This is a genomic window from Nitratidesulfovibrio sp. 1201_IL3209 (assembly GCF_036763125.1).
In the GTDB taxonomy this organism is placed as follows: Bacteria; Desulfobacterota; Desulfovibrionia; order Desulfovibrionales; family Desulfovibrionaceae; genus Cupidesulfovibrio.
Genome location: NZ_JBAIYT010000097.1, coordinates 1 through 333 on the forward strand (window position 1 = coordinate 1; position 333 = coordinate 333).

General features: G+C 42.3%; 1 pseudogene. It reads right to left on the reverse strand.

Features of this window, described 5'->3' with window-relative positions:
- Positions 1–84, reverse strand: a pseudogene (locus V6B97_RS17210) (IS1595 family transposase); the annotation flags it as partial.
- Between the last annotated feature and the right edge of the window lie 249 nt (positions 85–333).

Sequence of the window (333 nt, forward strand, 5' to 3'; positions counted from 1 at the left end):
AGTTTTGGTGGCATCAATATCGATGCAAAAGCATTCAGCAATTTTTCCGATTTTGTAGCGGCTTAATTTGCTGTTTTTAAACATAATTCTAGCCTATCAGGGCTTGGCCTGATGGTCTAGAGCCTTTTCAATTTAGATATATAGTATACGCCTTGGCATCCCGCAAAAATAAATGTCAATTATTTTATAGCAATTATTACTTCGGTAATCAAAACCACCCGCATAGCGGGTGGTTTGCTCTGCCCTATAAGGGCATATTACCGGCCTGCGCCTAAAGGACGCTGCTTTCACTGCGTTCAAGCCAGTGCCTTTGTCTCTTTGGCTACCCCTTGA